Source organism: Mucilaginibacter gracilis (genome assembly GCF_003633615.1).
Taxonomy (GTDB): domain Bacteria; phylum Bacteroidota; class Bacteroidia; order Sphingobacteriales; family Sphingobacteriaceae; genus Mucilaginibacter; species Mucilaginibacter gracilis.
On sequence record NZ_RBKU01000001.1, the window covers coordinates 1106304 to 1127844 of the forward strand.

General features: G+C 41.6%; 17 protein-coding genes. 6 read left to right on the forward strand and 11 right to left on the reverse strand.

Annotated elements, in window-relative coordinates; all coding sequences use genetic code 11:
• Nucleotides 1–25: 25 nt before the first annotated feature.
• Nucleotides 26–2458 (reverse strand): TonB-dependent receptor, encoded by a 2433-nt coding sequence (locus BDD43_RS04695; RefSeq protein WP_121196652.1) that lies wholly within the window; start codon nt 2456–2458, stop codon nt 26–28.
• A gap of 570 nt (nt 2459–3028) precedes the next feature.
• On the opposite strand from BDD43_RS04695, the gene aspS reads away from it, so the two are divergent.
• From aspS to BDD43_RS04710, 3 genes are read left to right on the forward strand one after another with little or no spacing between them, the layout of a single operon-like run.
• A complete protein-coding gene (aspS, locus tag BDD43_RS04700; protein ID WP_121196653.1) occupies nt 3029–4774 on the forward strand; it encodes an aspartate--tRNA ligase in 1746 nt (581 codons plus the stop codon).
• A 7-nt stretch (nt 4775–4781) separates the two neighbouring features.
• Nucleotides 4782–5297, forward strand: a complete 516-nt coding sequence (locus BDD43_RS04705; protein WP_121196654.1) for an FKBP-type peptidyl-prolyl cis-trans isomerase — start codon at nt 4782–4784, stop codon at nt 5295–5297.
• Between the two features lie 10 nt (nt 5298–5307).
• Complete coding sequence (locus BDD43_RS04710; RefSeq protein ID WP_121196655.1) at nt 5308–5799, forward strand: FKBP-type peptidyl-prolyl cis-trans isomerase; 492 nt, start codon at nt 5308–5310, stop codon at nt 5797–5799.
• A gap of 8 nt (nt 5800–5807) precedes the next feature.
• Here BDD43_RS04710 and ispF read toward each other — a convergent pair whose 3' ends face one another.
• Both ispF and porV read right to left on the reverse strand, forming a co-directional pair.
• Nucleotides 5808–6287: a 2-C-methyl-D-erythritol 2,4-cyclodiphosphate synthase gene (gene ispF, locus BDD43_RS04715; protein ID WP_121196656.1), complete on the reverse strand. Its 480-nt coding sequence runs from the start codon at nt 6285–6287 to the stop codon at nt 5808–5810.
• A 5-nt stretch (nt 6288–6292) separates the two neighbouring features.
• On the reverse strand, nt 6293–7480 hold the full coding sequence (porV, locus tag BDD43_RS04720) for a type IX secretion system outer membrane channel protein PorV (RefSeq protein WP_121196657.1): 1188 nt from the start codon (nt 7478–7480) through the stop codon (nt 6293–6295).
• A gap of 234 nt (nt 7481–7714) precedes the next feature.
• Between porV and BDD43_RS04725 the strand changes: the two genes are divergently transcribed.
• A complete protein-coding gene (locus BDD43_RS04725; RefSeq protein ID WP_121196658.1) occupies nt 7715–9292 on the forward strand; it encodes an SUMF1/EgtB/PvdO family nonheme iron enzyme in 1578 nt (525 codons plus the stop codon).
• Between the two features lie 75 nt (nt 9293–9367).
• Here the strand turns inward: BDD43_RS04725 and BDD43_RS04730 are convergent, their stop codons facing one another.
• Both BDD43_RS04730 and BDD43_RS04735 read right to left on the reverse strand, forming a co-directional pair.
• Nucleotides 9368–10399, reverse strand: a complete 1032-nt coding sequence (locus BDD43_RS04730) for an aldo/keto reductase (RefSeq protein WP_211339654.1) — start codon at nt 10397–10399, stop codon at nt 9368–9370.
• Nucleotides 10386–11582: an AI-2E family transporter gene (locus BDD43_RS04735; protein ID WP_121201877.1), complete on the reverse strand. Its 1197-nt coding sequence runs from the start codon at nt 11580–11582 to the stop codon at nt 10386–10388. The genes BDD43_RS04730 and BDD43_RS04735 overlap by 14 nt, the downstream gene beginning before the upstream one ends.
• Nucleotides 11583–11745: 163 nt before the next feature.
• On the opposite strand from BDD43_RS04735, the gene uvrC reads away from it, so the two are divergent.
• A complete protein-coding gene (uvrC, locus tag BDD43_RS04740; RefSeq protein WP_121196660.1) occupies nt 11746–13560 on the forward strand; it encodes an excinuclease ABC subunit UvrC in 1815 nt (604 codons plus the stop codon).
• A gap of 34 nt (nt 13561–13594) precedes the next feature.
• Here uvrC and porN read toward each other — a convergent pair whose 3' ends face one another.
• The 6 genes from porN to BDD43_RS04770 all read right to left on the reverse strand — a co-directional run bounded on the left by porN (nt 13595) and on the right by BDD43_RS04770 (nt 20323).
• Entirely contained in the window at nt 13595–14593 is a 999-nt protein-coding gene (gene porN, locus BDD43_RS04745; RefSeq protein ID WP_121196661.1) for a type IX secretion system ring subunit PorN/GldN, read from the reverse strand.
• Between the two features lie 33 nt (nt 14594–14626).
• Nucleotides 14627–16168, reverse strand: a complete 1542-nt coding sequence (porM, locus tag BDD43_RS04750; protein ID WP_121196662.1) for a type IX secretion system motor protein PorM/GldM — start codon at nt 16166–16168, stop codon at nt 14627–14629.
• Between the two features lie 42 nt (nt 16169–16210).
• Nucleotides 16211–16999, reverse strand: a complete 789-nt coding sequence (gene porL / locus BDD43_RS04755; RefSeq protein ID WP_121196663.1) for a type IX secretion system motor protein PorL/GldL — start codon at nt 16997–16999, stop codon at nt 16211–16213.
• Nucleotides 17000–17054: 55 nt separating this feature from the next.
• The gene (gene porK, locus BDD43_RS04760) at nt 17055–18368 is read right to left on the reverse strand and encodes a T9SS ring complex lipoprotein PorK/GldK (RefSeq protein WP_121196664.1); all 1314 of its coding nucleotides are present in this window, start codon (nt 18366–18368) and stop codon (nt 17055–17057) included.
• A 243-nt stretch (nt 18369–18611) separates the two neighbouring features.
• Nucleotides 18612–19370, reverse strand: a complete 759-nt coding sequence (locus tag BDD43_RS04765; protein ID WP_211339655.1) for a uroporphyrinogen-III synthase — start codon at nt 19368–19370, stop codon at nt 18612–18614.
• 26 nt (nt 19371–19396) lie between these two features.
• A complete protein-coding gene (locus BDD43_RS04770; RefSeq protein WP_162846983.1) occupies nt 19397–20323 on the reverse strand; it encodes a DUF4271 domain-containing protein in 927 nt (308 codons plus the stop codon).
• A gap of 327 nt (nt 20324–20650) precedes the next feature.
• On the opposite strand from BDD43_RS04770, the gene BDD43_RS04775 reads away from it, so the two are divergent.
• On the forward strand, nt 20651–21538 hold the full coding sequence (locus BDD43_RS04775) for a retropepsin-like aspartic protease (RefSeq protein ID WP_121196667.1): 888 nt from the start codon (nt 20651–20653) through the stop codon (nt 21536–21538).
• Nucleotides 21539–21541 lie beyond the last annotated feature (3 nt).

Below are 21541 nucleotides of genomic sequence, written 5' to 3' on the forward strand. Positions count from 1 at the left end.
ATTGCATTAACTGGTGCATGTCCATTTAAAATACCAAACTAAGCGAAGCCAAAAAATTACGTGTGGCCTGCGGATAGTAGTAATTATAGTTATAAACCGAACCACCTTCAATATCGGGATAAGTGGCTCCGTTGGCCGAATAAAGCTTATTGAAAACGTTATTCACCAAAAGTGTTAAACCAATATTTTTGATTGACTTTGTGCTGAAGTTGTACCTCAACCGTAAATTACTTACAAAGTACGAATCGAGGTAGCGGTTTGAGGGATAACCATTAACAGTAGCAGTTGGGTAACCATCGGGGTTAATATTTGATGTGTTATCCAAATATTGTTTGCCAACAAACTTGCTTATCAAAGCCACTTCACCGCCTTTAACGGGTACAAAACCAAACTCGCTGTAGGCTACTACGCCCGGCGAATAAGCCAGATCGGTTGTGCCGTACTGCTTGCCGGTTATTTTGTACTTGGTGTAATCGCTCACATCGTAATAGTTTATTAAATACTGGTTAAAGTTTTGCACCTTGTTTGCGCTAAAGGCAGCATTACCGGCCCAGTTTAACCAGCTTGTTATTTTTACGCGGCCCTCAAGCTCAATACCCGCGCGGTAGCTTTTATCAACATTGCTGCGGATAGCTTCGCCAACATCATTTAACTGACCGGTTAGTACCAGCTGGTTTTTATACAGCATGTAAAAACCATTAGCCCCAAAGCTATAATTGTCGCCTTTGGTGCGATAGCCTATTTCCAGATCTTTCAAATTTTCTGACTTTGGGCGACTGTCGGGTGTTGAGTTAACAAAGTCCGACCGGTTAGGCTCGTGGTTGGCTACCGCGATGGATGCATAAACATTGCTGTTATCGCTAAATAAATAAGTTATACCAGCTTTAGGGTTAAAAAAATCAAGCTGAACATCTTGTTGAACATTATTTAAGTTTCGATCGAAACCTAAGAAAGAATAATTGATATGGCGATATTGCAAATCGACAGAAAACTTAAAATCGCCCACCGTTTGTTCGGCTTTACCAAAGATATTGAAATCGGTTTTTTTGGCGTTGTTGCGCGAGTATTCGTAATCGGGCGGTACATTGGCACCTTGCTGCGTCCACTCTATGTTATCATAATGGCGGCCTTTATACTCATTATAAGCTCCACCCAAAATACCCTTAAAATCCTGATCGGGATGAAAATCGAAGGCGTAGGTTAAACCGTAAAAATCGTTATCTAACCATAAACGCCTAACCAGGTCGGTTGTACTGCCGGCAACTATCGGCTTTATACCATAACTGGTTAAATCCTGGTCTCGCTTGTATTCTTCGTAATAACCATAGCCTTTGGTATAATGCAATGCACCGTTAAATGATAGTACATCCGATATTTTTTGCCCAACCAGTACCTGCGCATAGTTTTGGGTATAGTTGTCGGTTTGGTTGTTATAAAAGGTGCCATTCGGCTTTAAGCCCAATTCGTTATAGGTACGGTGAGTACCCATCAGGGCTTCGGGCACACCGTCCCAGGCCTGGTAGGTTTTTTCGTAACCCGAAAACACATTGGCTTGTACGGTTGTATTTTTACCATAGTAGGCACCGCTCAGGAAGTACGATTTTAAATCAGACGAGGCACGATCAATATAACCGTCGGATTTGATCCGCGATAAGCGGCCATCAAATTGAAAGTGATTGCCTACCAGGCCCGAACCTAAGCTAACCGTATTTTTTAATGTACCATACGAGCCGAAAGAGTTGTTGAGTTCGGCATAACCGGTATCGCGGCGAACGTTGGTTTGCATATTGATACTGGCACCAAAGGCACCTGCGCCGTTGGTTGAGGTACCTACGCCGCGCTGTATCTGTATGTTATCAACAGAAGAGGCCAAATCGGGCAGATCAACAAAGTACGCGCCCTGGTCTTCGGCGTCGTTTAACGGGATGCCGTTTAGGGTTAAGTTGGTGCGTGTTGCATCGGTGCCACGAATATGGATTCCTGTATAACCCACGCCGGTACCTGCATCAGATGTGACAACGGCAGACGGGGTTTGGTTAAGCAAAAAAGGCAAATCCTGACCGAGATTGTTTTTCTCCAAATCCTTTTTACTTAAATTGGTAAAGGTTGTTGCTGCTGTTTTTGATGCCCGGGTAGCGTTAACGTTTACCTCGCCGGCAAGGGTAGTACTTTTGCTCAGGTAAAAATCTTTGGTAACATTGGCTGCTACTTCAATCAGGGTTTGCTCCACCTCGTAACCCACATATTTTACCTTAACGGTGTAAACACCCTTTTTTAAGCTTTTAATAATGTAAATGCCCTGCGAATCGGCAGCCTGGCTTTGGTTTTGGATGGTAATTGTTGCGCCCGGCAAAGTTTCGCCGGTTTGTGCGTCTGTAATTTTTCCGGATACGGAAAACTGGGCCGCGGCCAAAAAAGGCAGCACAAGGCCACTAATGGCTAATAATAATTTTTTCAATGTTTGTAAATTAAATTGAGTTAAACCATCTGCCAGTCAGGGTGAACAAGCAGTACACTTAACTATTTTTACCTCTCCCTACGCCGGCATTACCCGGATCAGGTGCAGCCCCCCGGCCCCCTGAAGGGGGTGAGTAAATGAATACTCACCTTTCAGGTGGTCGGGGGACATGGGTTTGATCTCAGCCTGTCTTTCAGTTTGGTTAACACAATTCGCGACTTGTGTTATCGTTCCAAAGCAAGGCACCCCTTGAGAATTATAGCGCAAAGATATAGAATAGATATGAGTATTGATAAATTAGATTTGAGATTACGCTTATGGCTGATGTAAAAGGTAAGATGTGAGATGTGTTTGAATGAAAGAAAACAATTCTAAGTATAGTATTTTTACTAATTCTACGTGGTTTTCGATTTTTAATGTGGAGTAAAGCCTCTAAGTAACTACAAACCAGCCCTTGTTCGGTAGCTAACGCCTAAAGCGGGGTTAAAAACCAAAACTAATCGTTATCTCAATACTCATATCTCAATACTCATATCTATTTTATACTTTTGCAAACTTTACTAAACTACTATGCTTAGAACTCATACTTGTGGCGATTTAAATATCAGTCACTTAGGCCAAACTGTTGTATTATGCGGATGGGTGCAAAAATCGCGCGATTTGGGCGGCACCACTTTTATTGACGTGCGCGACCGTTACGGATTAACGCAACTGGTGTTTAATACCGATACCGACGCTGCTTTACGCGAAGTTAGCCGTGGTTTGGGCCGTGAGTTTGTAATTAAGGTTACCGGCCAGGTTATTGAGCGCACCAACAAAAACCTAAAAATGGCAACCGGCGAAATTGAACTTTTGGTTACCGCCATTGAGGTTTTAAACGCAGCCAAAATTCCGCCGTTTATGATTGAGGACGATACCGACGGCGGCGAAGAACTACGCGCCAAATATCGTTACCTTGATTTGCGCCGCGCACCTATACGCAACAACATGGTACTGCGCCACAAAATGGCGCAAGAAGTGCGCAAATATTTAGACGCGCTTAACTTTATTGAAGTTGAAACCCCTGTACTTATAAAATCGACCCCGGAAGGTGCGCGCGATTTTGTGGTGCCAAGCCGCATGAACCCCGGCGAGTTTTACGCCTTGCCACAATCGCCGCAAACGTTTAAACAATTGTTAATGGTAAGCGGTTTCGACAGGTATTTCCAAATTGTAAAATGCTTTAGGGACGAGGATTTACGTGCCGACCGTCAGCCGGAGTTTACACAGATAGATTGCGAAATGAGTTTCATTACGCAGGAAGATATATTAAACACCTTTGAAGGCCTGGCCCGTACCTTATTCAAAAATGTAAAAGGGATAGACCTGATTGATTTCCCCCGCATGCAATATGCCGATGCCATGCGTTTATATGGATCGGACAAGCCAGATGTGCGCTTCGGGATGGAGTTTGTTGAATTGAATGAACTGGTTAAAGGCAAAGGCTTTGGTGTTTTTGATAACGCCGAACTGGTTGTTGGTATAAACGCCAGCGGCGCAGCCGAATATACCCGTAAACAATTAGACGAATTAACCGAATGGTTAAAACGCCCGCAAATTGGCGCCACAGGGTTAATATACCTTCGCCACAATGCCGATGGTAGCTTAAAATCGTCGGTTGATAAGTTTTATAACGAAGACGAGTTGAAAAAATGGTCGGCTGCATTTAACACCCAACCTGGTGATCTGGTTTTAATACTGGCCGGCTTAACCGATAAAGTACGCAAACAACTGAATGAGCTGCGCCTTGAAATGGGCACACGCTTAGGCCTGCGCGATAAAAACACCTTTGCCCCGTTATGGGTGCTTGATTTTCCGTTATTGGAATGGGACGAGGAAACAGAGCGTTACCACGCTATGCACCACCCCTTTACTTCGCCTAAGCCCGAAGATATTGCCTTGTTGGAAACAGACCCGGGAGCAGTGCGCGCCAATGCCTATGATATGGTAATCAACGGTATTGAAGTTGGCGGCGGTTCTATCCGTATTCACGACCGCGACCTGCAATCGTTAATGTTTAAACACCTTGGCTTCTCGCCCGAAGAGGCCCAAAAACAATTTGGCTTTTTAATGGATGCCTTTGAATTTGGCGCACCTCCGCATGGTGGTATTGCATTCGGTTTTGATAGGTTATGCTCAATTTTTGCCGGGCTGGATTCTATCCGCGATGTTATTGCTTTCCCAAAAAACAACTCGGGCCGCGATGTAATGATCGATTCGCCATCAACCATTGATGACAAGCAATTAAACGAATTGAAGATCAGGACGACGGTGTAACTATATTATGCGTAAACTTACATTTGCACTGTTTGCAGTGGTAGCCATTGCTGCATGCAATAGCAATGGCTCATCAACCACGGGCAACAACGTGCAAAGCACAACAGCTACGGTTACAACCAAACCTGCACCAAGTGTGCAGGCTTTAGCTGATGATAAATTGATTAAGGCTTACCTTACCACGAATAAAATAGATGCAAAAAAGGATTCGGCATCTGGTATATATTATCAAATCATAACGCAGGGTACAGGCGCTAATGCCACCCTGGCTTCAACAGTAAATGTTGAGTATGCTGGTAAATTACTTAACGGAACCGAGTTTGATAAATCAACAGGTATTATGGCATTACCGCTTTCACGAATGATAAGCGGCTGGCAAATTGGGATACCATTGGTAAAGGCAGGTGGTAAAATTTTACTGATAATACCATCCGGCCTGGGTTACGGGGCTGATTCGCCTAGCGAAAAGATACCTCCAAATTCGGTATTGGTATTTACTGTTGATGTTCACGGCATAGGATAAAAAACAAATTATGAAAAAATTAGGATATTTACTCAGCGTCATCTGTACGCTGTTTGTTTCTTGCGGCAAAAAGGAAGATACTTTTGATCCGGTTAAACAAGCCGCTGCGGACGATGCCGCCATACAAGCCTATATTAAGGCCAATAATATTACCGCCACTAAAGATGCATCTGGTTTATATTACCAAATAGTTACACAAGGCACGGGTGTAAATGCATCCGCATCCTCAACAGTAACGGTAAACTACACCGGCAAATTTTTAGACGGAACTCAATTTGACTCAACCAGTTCTCCGGGCCGCACCTCGTTTAGTACACAACTGGTAACCAATGGGGTTGCGCAGGTAATACAAGGTTGGGTAATTGGCATACCGCTGGTAAAGGCCGGTGGCCGCATACTGCTGCTTATACCTTCGGCACTTGCTTATGGCCCGTCGGGCTATGGTTCTATACCGGGTAATTCGGTACTGGCGTTCAGTGTTGATGTATTAAACGTAAGGTAACACAGTAATTACACCTTCTCAATTAAGCAAACCGCATAGGCAACTACGCCTTCTTCCCGGCCAATAAAACCCATTTGCTCGTTGGTAGTGGCTTTAATGGAGATATCCTCTTCGCTAATGCTGATGGCTTCGGCAATATGTTTTTTCATGGCGGGGATATGAGGGTTTATTTTGGGGGCCTCAAGGCAAACCATAGCATCAATATTGCCTATGCCCCAGCCTTTATCGGCTAGTAATTTTACCACTTCCTGCAATAAAATAAGGCTGCTAATGCCTTTCCACCTATCATCGGTGTTTGAAAAATGGTAGCCAATATCGCGCAAATTGGCTGCGCCAAGCAAGGCATCGCATATAGCATGCAACAAAACATCAGCATCCGAGTGGCCATAGGCACCCGAGTGGTGATCCAGCTTAACTCCTCCTAAAACAAACGTGTGATTGCTGCGCAGTTGATGCACATCAAACCCAAAACCTACTTTTATTTTCATGTTTATTATTTGCCGCCACCAAACTTATACGCTAACGTAAAACGTAAGGTATTTGCCAACGGGCTTTGGTCTTGGCTGGCCATCAAATATGAGAAATCAAAATCAAAACTATCGTATTTTAAACCTGCGCCAAGTGTAACATATTGCCGGTTTCCTTTTGTAGGGTTTTCGTAAAAATAACCGGCACGCAGTGCAAATTGTTTATTGTACCAATATTCAACACCCGGCGAAAAACTAATCTCTTTCAGCTCCTCGCTAAAACCACCGGGAGCGTCACTAAATGACCCAAAAATACCCGACACTACCGACCGGTTATCGTCCTTACCTTTAATAATGGCACCGGTTGATGGGTCGCGGATAGGCGGTGTAGGCACCAGCAACTTATTAAGATCAAGGGCCACTGTAAACTGGTTATACTCATCAAGGTTCCAGGTGTTTGATGCACCTATTTTTAAATTAGTGGGTAAAAAATAAGTGGCGCCACCGTCGGTATAGCCTATTTTAGAGCCTATGTTTGATACGTTTACACCAAAGGCAAACAAGGCATCTTTACCAAATTGCTGCCCCGCGCTTTTATAATACATGGATACATCTGCCGCCACGGCATTTGCGGCATTAATGGTTTGCCCTTCAACAAAGGCACCGTTACTAAGGCTTGAGTGAATGTAGCGCATAGTTAAGCCCAAAGAAAAGTTGGTACCAAACTTACGGGCATAAGAACCATCTATAGAGAACTCGTTGGGCCTGTATGTACCCTGTGGGCTTTGATATTGGTCAAACAATTCAATTGTACCCAAATTGAAATAGCGTAATGATGCGCCAAAGGCGTTGCGGTCGTCAAGTTTTTTAGCAAAACTTAAATAGGTAAGGCTAACATCGGGCAATAAATGGCGCAGCCAGGGGCTGTATGATAGCGCCATGCTTGTATTATCTTCAATAAACGCCAGTTTTGAGGGGTTCCAGTAATTTGCATTAACATCTGGCGAAAGGGCTACTCCGTTATCGCCCATACCACCCGAGCGGGAATCGGGCGATACACTTAAAAACGGAACGGCTGTAGGTATCGCGTTTGACGAACTTCCATTGGTTGAGGTTGCACCCGCACCTACCACCTGCCCAAAGGTGTTGCTATAAACCCCCAGTGTAACCAAAAAGGTTGTTATCCGTTTAAAATGCCACAAAGTAAAATTCATCGCCGTAATTTATAACTTATTTTTCAATTGTAATCACAATTACTGCAAACATAATTGCCGGGCATTTTATTGTACAGCAACGCAATAAAATTTAAAACCTTAATACTAAGTTTTAGTTTTTGCGTTAATTGAAGTGTATTTGTTAAAATACCCAAATATTAAATTGATTGCTGTATATTAGCAGTACTAATTAAATTAAATGTACTTGTTTGTTAACAAGGTTTTTTTGTATTAATGAAAATAATTTTGAGAGGAAGAGCTTTAACATTTGTTGGCATTTGTTTGATTTTTTGCAGCTGTAAGCATGTACAAAGATCTGAGAAAACCGGCTGGAAATATAACGACAAAACCAATGGCGGGTTTCAGGTTTTTAAAAAGAAACACCCTGCACCCGGCCCGGGCCTTATACCTATTGAGGGCGGCACCTTTGTAGAAGGCGGATCGGCAGATCAGGACGTGCAATATGATTTGGTTGATAAACAACGACGCTCCATTGCATCTTTTTACATGGACGAAACCGAGGTGTCTAACTCTAACTGGCTGGAGTATTTACATTGGATAAAAACGCATTACCCCGAAGATAGGGAAGCTTATTACAATGCCTTGCCAGATACTTTGGTTTGGCGCAGGCCGTTATCGGCTAACGAGCCTTATGTAAATAGCTATTTCAGGCATACCGCCTTTCAGGATTATCCTGTGGTTGGGGTAACCTGGGAGCAAGCCAACGATTATTGCGATTGGCGCACCGATGCGGTAAACGAAGGCATTTTGCGCGAAACCGGCCGCATTGCCGATTTTAAAACTGCATCAAATGATGGCGCAAAAGTAGTTCCGGCATTTAATACCGAGCTTTACTTAAACAACCAAATTCGCGGTAAAGATGTTGACGGCAAACGAATGCCTTTAGATTTAAGCGTAGGCGCAAAAGCCGGCGAAGACGGTAAAGCAAGGCGCCCTGTACGTGCCGAAGATGGTATTTTAAAAGGGCACTACCGCCTGCCAAGCGAGGCCGAGTGGGAATATGCTGCTCTAGGCGTAGTTGCTAAAGACGAAAATATAGTTGAAGGTAAAATGTATCCGTGGAGCGGCATGGGATTAAGATCGCCAAAACGCCAAACCCAGGGTTTAATTTTAGCCAACTTTAAACGCGGCATGGGCGATTATAGCGGCGTTGCCGGATCGTTAAACGATAAGGCCGATATTACCGCCCCGGTACGCTCATACCTGCCAAACGATTTTGGCTTGTATAACATGGCAGGCAACGTAAACGAATGGACCGCAGATACTTACAGACAACTACGCGGCGAGGACGACGATATGAACCCGATACGTGGTAATGAGTTTGTAAACACCCGTACCGACCCTAAAACCGGAACAATAATTGTTGATAAAAATGGCCACCCCATACACGATCCGGCCAAAAGTGGCAGTAAAACACCATATGCTTTAACACTTACAGAACAAAACCAAACTAAAACTGCCGATCAAACCGGACCGGGTACTAAATATCCTTCATCAATTGATGGTAAACCTTATAACCCGGATCAACGCGGTTATAACGATACTGTTAATAACCTTTTGTATGGTAGAACCACACTGGTGAACGACCGATCGAAGGTTTATAAAGGTGGCTCGTGGAACGATATGGCTTATTGGTTAAACCCCGCAACCCGCCGTTTTATGGATCAGGCAGCGGCCAGTGCCGATGTTGGTTTCCGTTGCGCCATGACCATGGAAGACCAGGCAGAAATTCATCCGGAAGGCAAACCGCATTTCCCGGTGAAAAAAGCACCTGTTTATATACCTAAATAAAGTATTAACCTGATATAAAACAAAAAGAGAGCGGCAACATTTAAATGTACCGCTCTCTTTTTGTTCGCATGGGTTTTATTTAACAAAGGCCCGCTGTTCAACCTGGTTATAGAAGCCACCAAATAAGTTTTTCTTAACCGCATCCTCCTCAAAAAACGCTGCCGGGAAACCCAGGTCGTAAGCGCTAACTTTATTAAGTCGATCCATTTGCTGGCTGCTTAGGGTTACATCAACACATTTTAAATTCTCTTCCACCTGCAATGGCTTAGTTGCACCAACAATAGGTATACACGAAACCGCTTGCTGCATAAGCCACTTTAAGGCCACGCTTGATGGTGCTACACCAAGCTCATCAGCAATGCTAACAACTTCGCGGGCTATATTGGTACTGCGTTCATTTAAGCGGTTACTAGTTTCTTTAATTCTTCCCTTTTCACCGCGTAAATACTTGCCCGATAAGGCCCCGCCGGCTAAGGGCGCCCAGGGTAATACCGTCATGTTATAATGTTGCGCCATGGGTATCAGCTCTCGTTCTACAGTACGTTGTACCAAGCTGTATTCAACCTGCAAGCCAATAAACTGGCTCCAGCCCATTAAATCAGCCATTGTATTAGCTTTTGATACCACCCAGGCTGGCGTGTCTGATATGCCGATGTACATAATTTTGCCCTGCTTCACCAAATCGTCAAGGCCGCGTAGCACCTCGTCAACCGGGGTCAAATTATCCCATATATGCAAATACATCAAGTCTATGTATTCGGTTTTTAACCGCTTTAAACTGGCTTCAACGCTGTTCATCATGTTTTTGCGGCTATTGCCGCTTGCGTTTGGATGCTTTGTGTTTTCGTAAAGGCTATACTTTGTGGCCACCACGTAGTTATCGCGTTCGGAAGCAATAAATTCGCTTAAAAAAACTTCGCTTGTACCCTGGGTATAAATGTTAGCCGTATCTAAAAAGTTGCCTCCGGCATTAACATAGGTATCAAATACCTGCTTACTTACTTGTTTATCGGCACCCCAGCCATTCTCGGTACCAAAACCCATAGTACCCAGGCACAACTCGGATACCTTAAGGCCCGATCGTCCTAAAGTTTTATATTTCATCATTTTTATTTGGTTTTATATCCTCTGTGCCCACGGCACCGTCATCATCAACAGGCTTAACTAAAATATCTTCCTCTTTCTTTGTGCCCGTTTCCTCCTGCAAATCACTTTTATCGGCAACTGTGTTTACCAATACAGTTTCGTATTCGGTTTCATCCCCAAATAACAATCCCCAGGGTTTCAGTCCGTCAATACGGTCGAAAACAATTTTTATTATTGCCATAACCGGGATAGCCAAAAACATGCCCGATATACCCCATATCATTTCGCCCACCACTACGCCTAATACTACCACCAGGGCATTCAATCTAACTTTTGAGCCCACTATACGGGGCATAATAATGTTGCTATCTATCAAGTGTACGCCTACTATACTGGCCGCAACTTCAATGGCTTTGGTAGAGCCCAATGTACCCAGCGTTAAAAAAGCGCTGATGGCCATAGCTGTAAATATACCAACATAGGGTATAAGGTTAAAAATACAAGTAATAAGGGCCAGCAAAAAGGCGTATTTTACGCCTAAAAACGTAAGCAACCCAAAAACAATTACACAAACGGTAATCATCTCTAAAAACAAACCCGATATATACTTTTTCATGATATATTGAATTTGCTCGGCTACATCAAAAACCAAAACCTCGCTATCATCACCAAAAGCTTTTAGTAAAAAGCTTATTAATATTTTGCGGTAAAACAGCACAAAAAAGGTGTAGATAAAAATAAAAACCAGGAACAGCACTATCGACGAAACCGACAAAAACGTAGAACCTATTACGGACGCACCAACGGCATTGGCTTCTTTTTTAGCACTGTTTATTTGCTGATTCACATTCATGTGAAACTCGTTTACAAGCCAGCGGTGTAATTGGTCGCCAATTTGTGTAAGCTCAGCCTGAATTTTTGGCCAATCATCAGCCAAATTGCTTATTTGGCGGCCAATAAGGTAACCTATCAGCACCACAAAAGCGGTAAATAAAATTACCGAAAGCATGCAGGCAGCCGCCCGCGGCAAACGGCATTTATATTGCAAAAACCTTGCTAATGGCAACAAAAGCATAGCAAACAAAAACGAAAAAACCAGCGGGGCCAACAAATCTTTCCCCAAAATAGCCATGTAGCCTATACACAGCAGTATAATTAACACAAATGCAAATTTGGCGTAATAGGGTAAGGCGGTTGGTTTCATATATAAGTAAATGGTAAAAAAATTATTACAGCGAGCATGAATATAAGCTATTTTGCGGAATATTGCTACAACAATTGTTGGGCCTAATTGCTTTATTAACATCACGTTTTATAAAAGGATGGCCCAATACCTAAATAAAAATTTAATTTTGCGGCTGTAAACGATGGAAATTTTTGACTACAAGGCCGCATTAAAAAATATTCCGCATAAACCGGGGGTATACCAATACTGGAATGCCGATAACGAACTGATATATATTGGCAAAGCTAAAGATTTACGCAACCGCGTAGGATCTTACTTTAATAAAGATCATAATATTAACGCCAAAACCAAAGTACTGGTAACCAAAATACGCAACATAACCTTTACCATTGTTGATACCGAAGTTGATGCCTGGCTGTTAGAAAACAGTTTGATTAAGAAGCACCAACCCCGTTATAATGTTTTGTTAAAAGATGATAAAACCTATCCCTGGATTATCATCAAGAACGAAAACTACCCACGTATTTATTGGACGCGAACTATTGTTAGAGACGGATCAAAATACCTTGGGCCATATGCCTCGGTAAGTATGATGCATGCTATTTTAAGCCTGATACGCGAAACTTACCCCTTGCGCACCTGCAGCCTGCCTTTAACGCCAAAAAACATTGATGCCGGCAAGTTTAAAGTTTGCCTTGAATACCAGCTGGGTAATTGTAAAGGCCCTTGCCAAAATTACCAAACCGAAGACGACTATGCCCACAATATTGAGGAAATTAAAGATATACTAAACGGCAAAATTAGTGCAGTAATAAGAACCTTAAAAGCCGATATTGAAAACGCTGCCACTAACATGAATTTTGAACTGGCGCACCGCTTAAAGCGCAAGTTTGATTTATTGGAGAACTACCAAAGCAAATCAACAGTGGTTAATTCGTCAATTACTGATATTGATGTATTTAGCATCGCATCCGAAGAAAAATATGCTTTTGTTAACTTTTTAAAAGTAATGAATGGCACCATCATCCAAACGCAAACCATCGAACTCAAAAAACGGCTTGACGAGGACGATGAAGATCTGCTAACTTTTGCCATCACCGAATTTAGAAACCGCTACAGTAGCCAATCTAAGGAAATCATTGTTCCATTTGATATCGACCTTGACGACGCCAACATCAAATTCACTGTACCTAAGCTTGGTGAAAAGAAAAAACTGCTTGATCTATCGCAAAAAAACGTTACTTTTTTTAAACGCGATAAAATAGAACAATACGAAAAACTTAATCCCGAAGTACGGTCCGAACGGCTTCTCACTCAAATGATGAAGGATTTGCGGATGAACCAACTGCCCCGACATATTGAGTGTTTTGATAACTCAAACTTTCAGGGTAAATATCCGGTATCGGCAATTGTGGTATTTAGGGATGGTAAGCCATCAAAAAAAGATTATCGCCACTTTAACGTAAAAACTGTTGAAGGCCCCAACGATTTTGCAACCATGGAAGAGGCTGTTCACCGCCGCTACCGGCGCATGCTGGATGAAGGCACCGAATTACCGCAACTCATCGTTATTGATGGTGGCAAGGGCCAGTTATCATCAGCATTAAAAAGTTTAAAATTGCTGGGTATTGAAAAACAGATAACCGTTATTGGTATAGCCAAACGCTTAGAAGAGTTATTTTACCCCGGCGACCAATACCCGATGTACCTGGATAAAAAATCGGAAACGCTCAAGGTTATACAGTACCTGCGTGATGAGGCTCACCGTTTTGGGATAACTTTTCACCGTAAAAAACGAGATAAAGGCACCCTGGCTACCGAGCTTGAACTGATAGATGGTATAGGAAAAACGTCGGCCGATAAGCTTTTAAAGTACTTTAAATCGGTGAAAAAAATACAGTTGGCCACCGAAGATGAATTACTCGAAGTTGTAAATACTAAACAGGCAAAAGCTATTACGGCCTATTTCACAAACAATAAAGCCACAAACGAGTAAACGCTGTGGCTTTAAAAGTAATATTATTAATGGTTTAGTATTGCCATAAATTAAGCTCGTAATCCATAAGCGATTTTTTAATGCGCTCTGCTTCGTAAAGCCTATCAATTCCTTGCTTGTAATCTTTTATACGCTCGTCTTTATCGTTTGATACTTTAACAATGTAACTGCTAAAAATACGCTTAGCAAAAATTTGATCGTAATTTAAGTTTGAAGCATCGTTGTATTTTGTAAATGCTTCTTTAGCGGCCAAAATTGGCCGGGCCTCTGGGAAGTATATCCAAAACGCTGGCTGATAATCTTCCAACTTGCTACCGGCTACCTTGAGCTGAATAAGCGGGGCAATGCCGATAATATGAGGTTTAAATTCGCCGCGTTGCTTATCAAATATCCAATCCTCCTTAATGCGGAACTTTACCACACTATCGGGGTTAAACTCCGACATGCGCCTTTCGGTTCCGGTTACTTCGCCCGTGTTTGGGTCTATTTTAGAAACTAATACACTATCCGATAGCTTCAAAAGCGTTTCCTTGCTGGTTAACGGTATTGCAAAATTGTCACCACCGGGGCATTCCTTTGTTGGCGAAGCATCAAAAGCGCGCAATTCGTCGTTCTTAATGGCATCCATCAAAACATCAATCAACCTGGCCTGCGGTGCAGCCATATATTGGTTCATTTTTTCGCGCAAATCAATTTCGCGCCAAACACGTTTTTGATATACAACATCGGCTTCGCGTATAGTTGCATATGCAACAGGCTGGGCACTTACAATATCGGTTTTTTTATAAACGCCGTCAATAGGCCTGTCAACCGGTATAGCCGCAATTACTTTTTTCGTTGTATCAACCAAAGCAGTCTGGGTTACAGCACTCACCTGGGTATTACTAACAGGAACAGGCAAGGAAACATTAGTTGGCACCGCAGTCTTTGTTTTTGAAACCGCTTTTTTATTTTTTGCCTTAGTACCTTTTTTTTGCGCAAAAGTACCACCAACCAAACTTAAAAACAGTAAAACTAATATCCCCTTTTTCATAAACCCTATCCTAAACCTTTTACTAAGTAATAATTACTGCGCCTTAAATATAATAGGATCCAAAGCACGTTGTGAGCCATCCGGACCTACGGCTACAATATCATCAAAATATACTGTTGAACCGGGTGTGATGCTCGATAAAGCAAGTTTTTGTGCGGGCGAAAGCTCGGCACTGTTACTTGTAGATACAACAGCATCCTGGTGCGGTTTTGCCACAAACAATTTAAAGCTTTTAACAACAAATTTGGCATCAAACTCAAAGTTTTCAAGCTTGGCAAATAGTTTTTCTTGAGCCCTTAAATTTACAGCAGGTGACGAACCACCGCTTTTGCCTCCAAATTGAGCCTTAGGATCGGGAATACGTTTAACCCTGAATTTTGTAGAACCCAGAGATAACACTTTACCTTTCACCAACTCGGCAGAAATATTAACCGTTGCCTCGCCAATAGAGGTAACCTTAGCCTCGTAATGGCCATTAGAGCCACTTAAAGAGCCACCGCCGCCAGAAATAGTAACATGCAGTTTTTCTACAGGTATACCTGGTGCCGAAACAGATAAAGGGTTTGATACACCTGTGTATAAAACATTCATTTTATCAGGAGATACAACCGCAGATGGTTTAGCTACCTGGTAAGTTTGGGGTGCAGTGGTATAGGTTTTTACCGTACCATCGGTTTGTTTAACAGTAATGGTACCGGTCCAGGTTTTAATACCTTCGCTGCTGGTGCTGCCGGTGTATACACCTTTGCCATCAACAATAGGTAACTTGCTGCCGCCTACGGTTACGTAGGGTACAGAGTGCGAATCTGAAGCTGTTAAAAACACTTGTGCAGTGTAGGGCTGGCCACCAACTATTACATAACTTGTAGGCGCCACGGCTACTGCTTCAAACTTATCAAGGTTTACAACAGCCTGGTCAAACTTGCTTAACAATTTCTTAGTAACTGCCGATTCGTCGTTCTTAGCGTCTGATTGTATTTTGATCAAAGTGGTCATCACAGCAGCAACTGGTATATTAGGACCAAAATAAGCTTCTTCCCACGATTTTTCCGGAACTCCGTTTGCATGAGGAGGAGCTTGAGCGTCTAATGATAAACTCATTGCAGCACGATCTTTAGGATCAACCAAATCAAGCAACTTAGAGCGGGTTTCCAAAATATCTTTACGTAGCTGGGCACCCTTCTCGTTTTTAATCATCAAACGTTCCGATGCTTCCATGTCGTCGCGTCCTTTGTAATCACCAGTTGCCTCGTCCATACCTCCGCTGTTTTTCACCAGCTCAGTTTTTAACTCTTCTACTTCGTCGTAAAGTTTTTTAGCCAATGCTGTGGCCGTTTGTGCCTTCGCATAAATTGGTTTAGCTTTTTCAGGCTCATCCTTTAAATGTTTCTCGAAGGCCGTATAGTTTTGGTCGATGCTACTTTGAACGTTTTTGGTTGACGTTGAAAGGCTATCACCTATTTTCTTGAATGCATCCAACAAATTCTCTGGTACGTTAAGCGCAATTAAGCCCAACAACACCAGATACAAAATGTTGATCATTCGCTGTCTGGGGGTCTGTTTACCTGCAGCCATATCTTATCTGTTAATTATTATAAGGTTGATTATTGGACAATATTATTTACCTATCGGCGCATTCATTGCAGATAGCATATTGCCATATACAGAGTTTAATGAAGCTACATTTTTTGCTAAACGGCTAACTTCGTCTTTAAATCTCTTAGAATCATCAACAGCTTCGGTAAAGCCTTTCATGGTGGTGCCTAAATTTTCGTAAAAAGCACTCATTGATTTAAGGTGTTTGTTCGAATCCTGTAACTCAAGCTCATAAACTGCATTTAACGATGACAAGTTTTTAGCAAGCTTGGTTATCTCGTCATGATACGCTTTAGAATCGATATTGGTATTACCCAATTCAATTAAACCGGCAGATGCCTTAGTAAAAGCAGTGTTAAGGTTATCGTAACTAATGGTTGCTGCCTTTATTTTAGTAGTAAACTCTTGTGTAGCTGTACCGGCATCGGCAACTTTAGTTATTGTGCTTACTTTATCGCCAAATGATTTTAAGCCTTCGCCTAAGCTGCTTATCAATTCGGGGCCTATTTTAGCATCAGCCATTAATTTATCTAATGATGCGGCTGTACCTGCAACCGGTTTTGGAGCAACAACCTTTGCAGGTGCATCGCCCTTTAACTCTGGGTATACTAAAGTCCAATCCGGATCAACTGGTTCTTGTTGAAATCCAATTAAAAAGAATAATACTGCTTCGGCGCCTAACCCAAGCGTAATGAAGTACTCTGAATAACGCCAGTGTTGTATTTTAAACAACAAGCCAATAATTACTATTGTTGCACCCCAGGATACGATATTACCTATCCCGATCTTTGATTTTTCTACGCCAGCCATACTTTTAATTAATTAAATTGTTTTTTTTAGTTAAAATGAATTATCGTTTTTTGATTTAGTTTCTATCTTTAATATCGCGACCGATAAACGAAGTTACGCAACGGAAGCCGATATAAGCTTTTGCTGTATCTTGATACTCATAAGTGCGGGTAGAGTTTTGCAAAAAATAACCCACATCTTTAAAAGATCCGCCTCTAACAACCTTACGTTTTTTAACTTCGGGGTCTGTTGCTTTAGCATTATAGGTGAACGATGGGTTTAAATCGCTCACAACGCTGGATGAAGCTTCGTCATAAGCAGATGAGGTCCACTCGGCAACGTTGCCTGCCATGTTATACAACCCGTAGTCGTTAGGTAAATAAGCATTTACCTTTACAGTCATTAATCCGCCATCATCAGTATAATTACCACGTCCGGGTTTAAAATTGGCCAGTAAACAGCCTTTTGCATTTTTAATGTAAGGGCCACCCCAAGGGTAATTTGTACCTATCCTGCCGCCGCGGGCTGCGTATTCAAATTGCGCATCAGATGGCAAATCGTATGGTAAACGCGATTGTGTTAAATGTCTGCCGTCTTGAGCGGCTGCATCTTGCAGTTTGGTGCGCCAAACCGTAAATGCACGCGCTTGCCTCCAGGTTACGCCAACAACCGGATAATTTTGATAAGCCGGGTGCGAAAAATAGCCCTGAGCATAAGGCTCATTTGCCGAATAGGTAAAATTACGCAACCAAACCAATGTATCGGGATATATGGCAAGCGAATCGCGGAGTATAAAGTCCGAGCGTTTCATCTTTTTATCATTTTGATGATTGGCGGCATCCCTCAGCATATATATGGCGTAGCTATATTTCAATCGGCTAACGTCTATCTCATTACGGTCAAAAACCCTGTCGTCGCCCTGGTAGTACATGTTTTCCAGCTTGCTTGTTGTGTTTTGGCCTTTTTTATTTTTAAAAGGTGGGTTTTTAGCAACGTAATCCCAATCAATATACTTGCGGCTGTTTGCAGCAGATTTTGTTGTTCCTTTAGGATGTATGTAATATTTATCGTCGTTTAAATAGCTGGTAATGGCTATCGAGTCGCGCACCCAATTTACAAATTGCTTGTATTTTGAGTTTGATAGCTCCATCTCGTCCATATAAAAAGCCGGGATGCTCACCTGCTTATTATCGCCTATTTGCGAAAACGTAATATCCTGATCTACCGGGCCCATTAAAAAGCTACCGGCAGGTATATATGCCATTCCGTTTGGCACTTCGGCTCTAAAAGTACGTTGATAAACGCCAACCACTTCCCCACGATGGTTGGTATTACAACCTACCATCACAACTCCGGCCACTAAAAAAACTATGAAATAGTATAATTTCATCCTATAATACATCTCCGTTAAAATTATCACGTACCATGACGTTTCGAATATACCAAAAACTTTCAATCAGAACCAAAACTTTTTTACTGAGCGATGTATTTTGATTGGTTGAATAACGGCATTTTTTTTTAAAAGTTGTATTTAAAGTTGAAAAGTGTGCGTAAAAGTTATTTGTTAACTTTTACGCAGCAAAAAGGGAAAGGGTTGCACGTGTTTATTAAATTAAGATTAATAAAACGCTTTTTATTTATTCACCAATTTAATGTATTGGTCGAGAGCCATAGTCATGGAAGGGGCCGTTGGGGTGGGCGCCGAAATATCTAATATTAACCCGGCATCTAAAACGGCTTTGTGAGTTGTAGCTCCAAAGGCAGCAATGCGGGTATTATTTTGTTTAAAGTCGGGAAAGTTTTTGTATAACGATTGTATGCTTGATGGACTAAAGAAAACAATAATATCGTAAAACACTTCGGCCAGGTCAGAGAGGTCACTGCAAACTGTACGAAACAATACGGCTGGAGTAAATTTATAGCCATTATCAAGCAAAAACTTTTGGGTTTCTTCAGCCGCAACATCCGAGCAGGGATATAAAAACTTTTCGCCCGAGTGCTTTTTTAAAACTTCGGCCAGGTCGGCAGCAGTTTGTTTGCCAAAAAATATTTTACGCTTGCGGTACTGAATGTATTTTTGCAAGTACAGTGCAATAGTTTCTGACAGGCAAAAGTATTTCATATCAGCCGGTACTTCAAAGCGCATCTCTTCGCATATCCTAAAAAAATGGTCGGCCGAGTTGCGGCTTGTAAAAATAATGGCGGTAAAATCGGCAAGGTTTATCCGCTCTTTACGAAACTCTTTAGCTGGCACACCTTCAACATGGATAAACGACCTGAAATCAATTTTCAGATTGCTTTTTTTAGCCAGTTCAGCGTAAGGGTTCTTATCTGTATCCGGTTTCGGTAAAGTAACCAATATGCTCTTTACCTTTTTCTTTCTATCTTCCAATTTATACAGTTTTACTCACTTATATCTTACAAATCCAATGCCTTAATTATAATCAGCACGGGGCAAATTTCGAGGGCACAAAGATAGATAAATAAATAGATTTTATGAAAGGTGAAGTTAGAAATGATACTTAAAACACTTCGTAAGTATTGAAATAACACTACAATGATGATTAAAGCTACCGAAACCTTTAATAAGTAAGGAGTTACAACCGGGGGCAGCAAGCTAAAACAAATAATAACAGGCAAAAATATAAAGGCAATATTAAAGTAGGTTAGATACAAAATTGAAATATACTCCCTAACAAGGCCGCCTATATCAAATACAAAACCCAAAACCCTCAAAGCCAATATTTTAAGTATAGAAAATACAATAATTAAAACAGCACAGCTAATATAAAGCTGAAAGCCGCTAACCGAATAAATAAGGTTGTTATAAATTGAAAGCTGGTAAACATACATACCCACAGTAAGGCCAAACAATAAAAACAAACATATAAATGCCCACGAGCTAAACAAACTATCTTCTTTACTCAATTTAGCAAACGATGTTTTAAAATAAAAGGCCTGCACCATGTTGTAAATGTCTTTACTCAATATCCTGTTTAGCAAACCAGCATAAATAAGTAACAATAGTATTACAAAAATAACCCACACATCGCGCGAAGGGCGTTCGTGGCCCACATGCTGGTAGCTGTACCTAAGTTTAATACCATTAAACTGAAACGGGTTTATGGCATATTGTTTAAGCAGGGTATCAATAAACTGGTTGTGGCGCAAAGAATCGGGCATGCGGATGCCCATTGGCAGTGTATCTACATGCAGTTTTACCGCAGCTAATGTGTCGGCAGCAGGTTTTACCTCTTCGGTTTTATTTTGGATAGAATCCGTTTGGGCGTTTGCACATAGGCTGGTAAATAAAAATGCAAATAAAACCAGGATAATTAAACGCATGTTAAGCAGCAGCATTAATGTTATTTGCAAATTTATGCGAATAAATCATTTTATAACTATAGCGGCTACGCTTTTATAAATGCGCTTGAATTTTTGCGCCGGTTGGTGTGAATATGTTTACCAACTTTGCCCAAATAGCAGGGCTCGACGTTATATTTGATTTACAATAATTTGCATTTATAACGTAACAAATGCGCAACGTAGCTTAGTGAAAACCCTTCGGCCAGCTATCAATGTAAAAAGGGGCCGGGGCATTTTGCCAATAGAAAATTTACCATTTTACCAATTTTCTAATTAATTTGCAACTCAAATAAATATACTTCTACCATGAGTAATCCTATTCTTTTCCGGTCAAAATTCCTTTTTCTTTTCCTATTTGCAATAATAACAACCAACATAAGCCATGCACAGTCTTTCATACCGTTTGAACTAACGCCACAGGGCCATATAGTAGTTAAGGCGAAAATTAACGGGGTTGAGGGAAATTTTATATTTGATACCGGTGCTGGCCTAACGCTAATTACCAAAACCTTTTCGGATAAGATAGGCAAGCTGCATAAGCAAGACGGTAGCTATACTGCTTTTCGTGCCACAGGTGAGAAACTAACAGTTGACCTGTATGATGCAAAAACTGTAGCATTAGGAAACTTTATAGAACATAACCCGGTACTAACAATTTTTGATGTAAACCTTGGCCCTATCGATGGCCTGATTTCTCTCATGAGTTTTAAGGAACAACCTTTTACTATCAATTACACCAATAAAAGGATAATTTTTGAAACCAATAAAAGCATGCCCGCAATTCGAAAAGCGGGCCATACAATCCCCTTGCAGCTGGAGGAATCAAGAGACAAAGCACTAACCATGGCTGCTTATTTTATTGTAAACAATAAGCTAACGTTACAATTTTTAATTGATAGTGGGGCAGGGAGTAATATATATCGTATAAACTCAAGGTACATCACGGCATTGGGTGTTGATACTGCAAACGCCAGTAAAATAGCCATCCCAAGTGAATTTAACCCTAAGGTTAACACCATTATTTATCAAGCCAACGTTAAATCTATAACTGCTAAGCAAACGCCAGCTATCCAATGCCAGGATGTAAAAGCTTCTTTTATTGATGGGTTGATTTATGACGGCATAGTTTCATTAAACTGGATTGGAAAGCAAGTTACTTTTGATATGAAAAAACGAGAAATGATTGTTCTGTAGATA

What these genes read in the sequence shown, in the direction of transcription:
- porV (WP_121196657.1), bottom strand. Translation starts at nt 7,480, where the DNA reads ATGAATTTTACTTTGTGGCATTTTAAACGGATAACAACCTTTTTGGTT.
- BDD43_RS04705 (WP_121196654.1), top strand. Translation starts at nt 4,782, where the DNA reads ATGCGTAAACTTACATTTGCACTGTTTGCAGTGGTAGCCATTGCTGCA.
- porN (WP_121196661.1), bottom strand. Translation starts at nt 14,593, where the DNA reads ATGAAAAAGGGGATATTAGTTTTACTGTTTTTAAGTTTGGTTGGTGGT.
- BDD43_RS04730 (WP_211339654.1), bottom strand. Translation starts at nt 10,399, where the DNA reads ATGATGAAATATAAAACTTTAGGACGATCGGGCCTTAAGGTATCCGAG.
- BDD43_RS04775 (WP_121196667.1), top strand. Translation starts at nt 20,651, where the DNA reads ATGAGTAATCCTATTCTTTTCCGGTCAAAATTCCTTTTTCTTTTCCTA.
- porL (WP_121196663.1), bottom strand. Translation starts at nt 16,999, where the DNA reads ATGGCTGGCGTAGAAAAATCAAAGATCGGGATAGGTAATATCGTATCC.
- porM (WP_121196662.1), bottom strand. Translation starts at nt 16,168, where the DNA reads ATGGCTGCAGGTAAACAGACCCCCAGACAGCGAATGATCAACATTTTG.
- BDD43_RS04710 (WP_121196655.1), top strand. Translation starts at nt 5,308, where the DNA reads ATGAAAAAATTAGGATATTTACTCAGCGTCATCTGTACGCTGTTTGTT.
- aspS (WP_121196653.1), top strand. Translation starts at nt 3,029, where the DNA reads ATGCTTAGAACTCATACTTGTGGCGATTTAAATATCAGTCACTTAGGC.
- BDD43_RS04770 (WP_162846983.1), bottom strand. Translation starts at nt 20,323, where the DNA reads ATGCGTTTAATTATCCTGGTTTTATTTGCATTTTTATTTACCAGCCTA.
- porK (WP_121196664.1), bottom strand. Translation starts at nt 18,368, where the DNA reads ATGAAATTATACTATTTCATAGTTTTTTTAGTGGCCGGAGTTGTGATG.
- BDD43_RS04725 (WP_121196658.1), top strand. Translation starts at nt 7,715, where the DNA reads ATGAAAATAATTTTGAGAGGAAGAGCTTTAACATTTGTTGGCATTTGT.
- uvrC (WP_121196660.1), top strand. Translation starts at nt 11,746, where the DNA reads ATGGAAATTTTTGACTACAAGGCCGCATTAAAAAATATTCCGCATAAA.
- BDD43_RS04735 (WP_121201877.1), bottom strand. Translation starts at nt 11,582, where the DNA reads ATGAAACCAACCGCCTTACCCTATTACGCCAAATTTGCATTTGTGTTA.
- ispF (WP_121196656.1), bottom strand. Translation starts at nt 6,287, where the DNA reads ATGAAAATAAAAGTAGGTTTTGGGTTTGATGTGCATCAACTGCGCAGC.